The 4,518-nt window shown below is 75.0% G+C and carries 5 protein-coding genes; all 5 read left to right on the top strand.

Going from position 1 to position 4,518, the window contains the following annotated elements; all coding sequences use genetic code 11:
- The first annotated feature begins 135 nt into the window (after nt 1-135).
- On the top strand, nt 136-1,983 hold the full coding sequence (gene glmS, locus ABZ371_RS29330; protein ID WP_358685196.1) for a glutamine--fructose-6-phosphate transaminase (isomerizing): 1,848 nt from the start codon (nt 136-138) through the stop codon (nt 1,981-1,983).
- A 14-nt stretch (nt 1,984-1,997) separates the two neighbouring features.
- Nucleotides 1,998-2,366: a holo-ACP synthase gene (locus ABZ371_RS29325; protein ID WP_358685194.1), complete on the top strand. Its 369-nt coding sequence runs from the start codon at nt 1,998-2,000 to the stop codon at nt 2,364-2,366.
- 4 nt (nt 2,367-2,370) lie between these two features.
- Entirely contained in the window at nt 2,371-3,816 is a 1,446-nt protein-coding gene (locus tag ABZ371_RS29320; protein WP_358685192.1) for an NAD(P)H-hydrate dehydratase, read from the top strand.
- Between the two features lie 37 nt (nt 3,817-3,853).
- The gene (locus tag ABZ371_RS29315; protein WP_358685190.1) at nt 3,854-4,240 is read left to right on the top strand and encodes a DUF488 family protein; all 387 of its coding nucleotides are present in this window, start codon (nt 3,854-3,856) and stop codon (nt 4,238-4,240) included.
- 60 nt (nt 4,241-4,300) lie between these two features.
- The coding region (locus ABZ371_RS29310) for an alanine racemase (protein WP_358685188.1) at nt 4,301-4,518 on the top strand (218 nt) is incomplete at its 3' end.

The raw sequence follows: 4,518 nt of genomic DNA, 5'->3' as shown, positions 1-4,518 counted from the left end.
CGGCGGGGGCCGGGCGGTGCCGGGAAGGTGCTCGGAGCCGGCCGGCCGGCCCCTGCGGGGAGCCGGACCCTTTTGGCGCAGCGTCGGGCGCTCCGGCGCGGCCCCCGCCGGGGGGACCGGCCTTATGGTGACGTTATGTGCGGAATCGTGGGTTATGTCGGAGGTCAGTCGGCGCAGGACGTCGTCGTCGCCGGGCTGAAGCGCCTCGAGTACCGGGGCTACGACTCGGCGGGCATCACCGTCCTGGCGGACGGAGGGCTGGCCGCGGCGAAGAAGGCCGGCAAGCTCGTCAATCTGGAGAAGGAGCTCAAGGACCGGCCCCTGCCCACCGGCAACACCGGTCTCGGGCACACCCGTTGGGCCACCCACGGCGGGCCCACCGACGCCAACGCGCACCCCCACCTCGACAACGCGGGCCGGGTCGCCGTCGTGCACAACGGGATCATCGAGAACTTCGCCGGACTGCGCGGGGAACTGACGGACCGGGGCCATGACCTGGCGTCCGAGACGGACACCGAGGTGGTGGCCCACCTGCTCGCGGAGGCGTACTCCTCGGCCGGGGACCTGGCCGAGGCGATGCGGCAGGTGTGCCGCCGGCTCGAAGGGGCGTTCACCCTCGTCGCCGTGCACGCCGACGAACCGGACGTCGTCGTGGGCGCGCGGCGGAACTCGCCGCTCGTGGTGGGCGTGGGGGAGGGGGAGATGTTCCTGGCCTCCGACGTCGCCGCGTTCATCGCCCACACCCGGGACGCGATCGAGCTCGGTCAGGACCAGGTGGTCGAACTGCGCCGGGACGGGGCCACCGTCACCGGATTCGACGGGCGGCCCGCCGACGTGCGCGCCTACCACGTGGACTGGGACGCCTCGGCGGCCGAGAAGGGCGGGTACGCCTCCTTCATGCTCAAGGAGATCGCCGACCAGCCGAAGGCCGTCGCCGACACGCTCCTCGGGCGGATCGACGCGGAGGGGGTGCTCCGCCTCGACGAGGTGCGCATCGCGCCCGGCGTGCTCCGCGAGGTCGACAAGGTGGTCGTCGTCGCGTGCGGGACCGCGTTCCACGCCGGGATGATCGCCAAGTACGCCATCGAGCACTGGACCAGACTGCCCTGCGAGACCGAGCTGGCCAGCGAGTTCCGCTACCGCGACCCGATCCTGGGCCCGCGCACGCTCGTCGTGGCGATCTCGCAGTCCGGCGAGACCATGGACACACTGATGGCCGTGCGGCACGCGCGCGAGCAGGGTGCGAAGGTCCTCGCCATCTGCAACACCAACGGCTCGACCATCCCGAGGGAGTCGGACGCGGTCCTCTACACGCATGCCGGTCCCGAGGTCGCCGTCGCCTCCACGAAGGCGTTCCTGACCCAGCTCGTCGCCTGCTACCTCGTCGCGCTGTACCTCGGCCAGGTGCGCGGCACCAAGTGGGGCGACGAGATCCGCACCGTCGTGCGCCAGCTCTCCGAGATGTCCGGCGCCGTCGAGCGGGTCCTCGGGACGATGGAGCCCGTACGGGAGCTGGCGCGCTCCCTCGCCCGTCACGGCACCGTGCTCTTCGTGGGCCGGCACGTCGGCTACCCGGTGGCCCTGGAGGGCGCGCTGAAGCTGAAGGAGCTGGCGTACATGCACGCCGAGGGCTTCGCGGCCGGGGAGCTCAAGCACGGGCCGATCGCGCTCATCGACGACGGGCTGCCCGTCGTCGTGATCGTGCCGTCCCCGCGCGGCCGCTCGGTGCTCCACGGCAAGATCGTGTCCAACATCCAGGAGATCAGGGCACGGGGGGCACGCACCGTGGTCATCGCCGAGGAGGGCGACGAGGCGGTCGTCCCGTACGCCGACCACCTCGTCCGGATCCCCGTTACGCCTACGCTGCTTCAGCCACTGGTCGCCACGGTGCCGTTGCAGGTCTTCGCCTGCGAACTGGCGACCGCCCGGGGCAACGAGGTGGACCAGCCGCGCAACCTGGCGAAGTCCGTGACAGTCGAGTGAGTGAGTGAGCGCGCGTGATCATTGGGGTCGGGATCGATGTGGCGGAGATCGAACGCTTCGGCGCGGCGCTGGAGCGCACGCCCCAGCTGGCGGATCGGCTGTTCCTGGACCGGGAGTTGCTGCTGCCCGGCGGGGAGCGGCGCGGAATCGCCTCCCTGGCGGCCCGGTTCGCCGCCAAGGAGGCCCTGGCCAAGGCGCTCGGCGCCCCCGGCGGACTCCTCTGGACGGACGCCGAGGTCTGCGTCGAGGACAGCGGGCGGCCCCGGCTGGAGGTCCGGGGCACCGTCGCGGCCCGGGCGGCCGAGCTCGGCGTGCGCACCTGGCACGTCTCGCTCAGCCACGACGCGGGGGTGGCGTCGGCCGTGGTGATCGCGGAGGGTTGAGCACATGCGACATGCGTACAGCGTCGAGAGCGTACGGGCCGCCGAACAGGCCCTGATGGCAGGGCTGCCGGCCGGCACCCTGATGAGGCGCGCCGCCGCCGGACTGGCGGTGGCCTGCGGCGACCTGCTCCGGCGCAACGGCCGGGTCTACGGCTCCCGGGTCCTCCTCCTCGTCGGGAGCGGCGACAACGGCGGCGACACCCTCTTCGCGGGGGCCCGGCTGGCCCGGCGCGGAGCAGGCGTCCGCGCCCTGCTGACCTCCCCGGACAAGGTCCACCGGGCCGGGCTGGCCGCGCTCCTCGCGGCGGGCGGCCGGCTCCTGGACGACCCCGCCGGGCTCGGCCCGGTCGACCTCGTCGTCGACGGCATCACCGGCATCGGGGGGCGCGGCGGCCTGCGCCCCGAGGCCGAGGCACTGGTGCGCGCGGTCACCGGGGGCCACGCCCCCGTCCTCGCCGTCGACCTGCCGAGCGGGGTCGACGCGGACACCGGGCAGGTGCCCGGCGCGGCCGTACGGGCGGACGCGACCGTCACCTTCGGTGCGTACAAACCGGCCCTGCTCGTCGACCCGGCGGCCGAACACGCCGGGGCCCTGCGGCTCGTCGACATCGGGCTGGCCCCCGAACTGCCCGCGCGGCCCGACCTGGAGGCCCTGCAGTACGCGGACGTCGCCGCCCTCCTGCCCGTGCCGGCCGGGGAGAGCGACAAGTACCGCCGCGGTGTCGTCGGGGTGGCCGCCGGTTCCGAGCGCTACCCGGGGGCGGCGGTCCTCGCGGTCGCGGGGGCCCTGCGCGGCGGCGCGGGAGCCGTGCGCTACGCCGGGCCCGGCACGGAGGCGGTGATCGCCCGCTACCCGGAGACGCTGGTGCACCCCGGGCCCCCGTCGAAGGCCGGGCGCGTCCAGGCGTGGGTGGCCGGCCCCGGCCTCGGCGACGGCGCACAGGCCGCCGCGGCGGTCGCCGACGTGCTGGCGGCCGACGTCCCCGTCCTGATCGACGCCGACGGCCTGCGGCTGATGGACACCCCCGCCGTGCGGGCGCGCACCGCCCCGACGGTGCTCACCCCGCACGCCGGGGAGGCCGCCGCCCTGCTCGGCGTCGCGCGCGAGGAGGTCGAGGCGGGGCGGCTCACCGCCGTACGGGAACTGGCCGGGCGCTACCGCGCGACCGTGCTCCTCAAGGGCTCGACGACCCTGGTCGCGGAGACCGGGGACGCGCCCGTGCGGGTCAACCCGACGGGCACCGCGTGGCTGGCCACGGCCGGCAGCGGCGACGTGCTCTCCGGGCTGACCGGCTCGCTGCTCGCCGCCGGCCTCGCCCCGCGCGACGCCGCGTCCGTGGGCGCCTACCTGCACGGGCTCGCGGCCCGCCGGGCGGCCGGTGGGGCACCGGTCGCGGCGCACGACGTCGCGGACGCGATCCCCGCGGCCTGGCGGGACGTACGGGCCTGAGCCACCCTGGAAGGGGCCGGACGGGACGGTGATCGGCGTGGGAAGCGGAACGGCCGTACGCGTGCGGCGGGTCTACGATCCGCCGCAGGACGACGACGGGACCCGGGTCCTCGTCGACAGGCTCTGGCCACGCGGGGTGTCGAAGGAACACGCCGCCGTCGACGTGTGGGCCAAGGACGTGACGCCGTCGCGGGAACTGCGGTCCTGGTACCACCAGGACCGCACCGGCGCGCGGTACGACGACTTCGTGGACCGCTACCGCACCGAGCTCGGCGACCCCGCCCACAGCCGGGCCGTCGCCGACCTCGTGGACCTGGTGCGCGAAGGCCGCCCGGTCACCCTGGTGACCGCCGTGAAGGACGTCGCGGCCAGCCACGTCCCGGTCCTCCTCGACCACGTGGAGCACGCGCTCGGACACCGGTGACCGCCTCACCGGGCCGGGAGGTCGAGGGCACGGGCGTTCGCCTCTGAGACACTGGGCGCGATGAACGAGACTGCGACCCTGAGAGCACGTGCCGAGATCGACCTCGCCGCGCTGCGCGCCAATGTGCGCGCCCTGCGCGCCCGGGCGTCCGGTGCGCAGCTCATGGCGGTGGTGAAGTCGGACGCCTACGGCCACGGCGCGGTGCGCTGCGCGCGGGCCGCGCTGGAGGCGGGCGCGACCTGGCTGGGGACGGCGACACCGCAGGAGGCCCTCGCGCT

It is taken from the genome of Streptomyces sp. NPDC005899, assembly GCF_040629645.1.
In the GTDB taxonomy this organism is placed as follows: Bacteria; Actinomycetota; Actinomycetes; order Streptomycetales; family Streptomycetaceae; genus Streptomyces.
Note: the sequence above shows the minus strand (reverse complement) of the source record. Positions and strands in the feature narration are given on the sequence as shown.

Coding starts and splice junctions, on each gene's coding strand:
- glmS (WP_358685196.1), top strand. CDS start 136: ATGTGCGGAATCGTGGGTTATGTCGGAGGTCAGTCGGCGCAGGACGTC.
- ABZ371_RS29320 (WP_358685192.1), top strand. CDS start 2,371: ATGCGACATGCGTACAGCGTCGAGAGCGTACGGGCCGCCGAACAGGCC.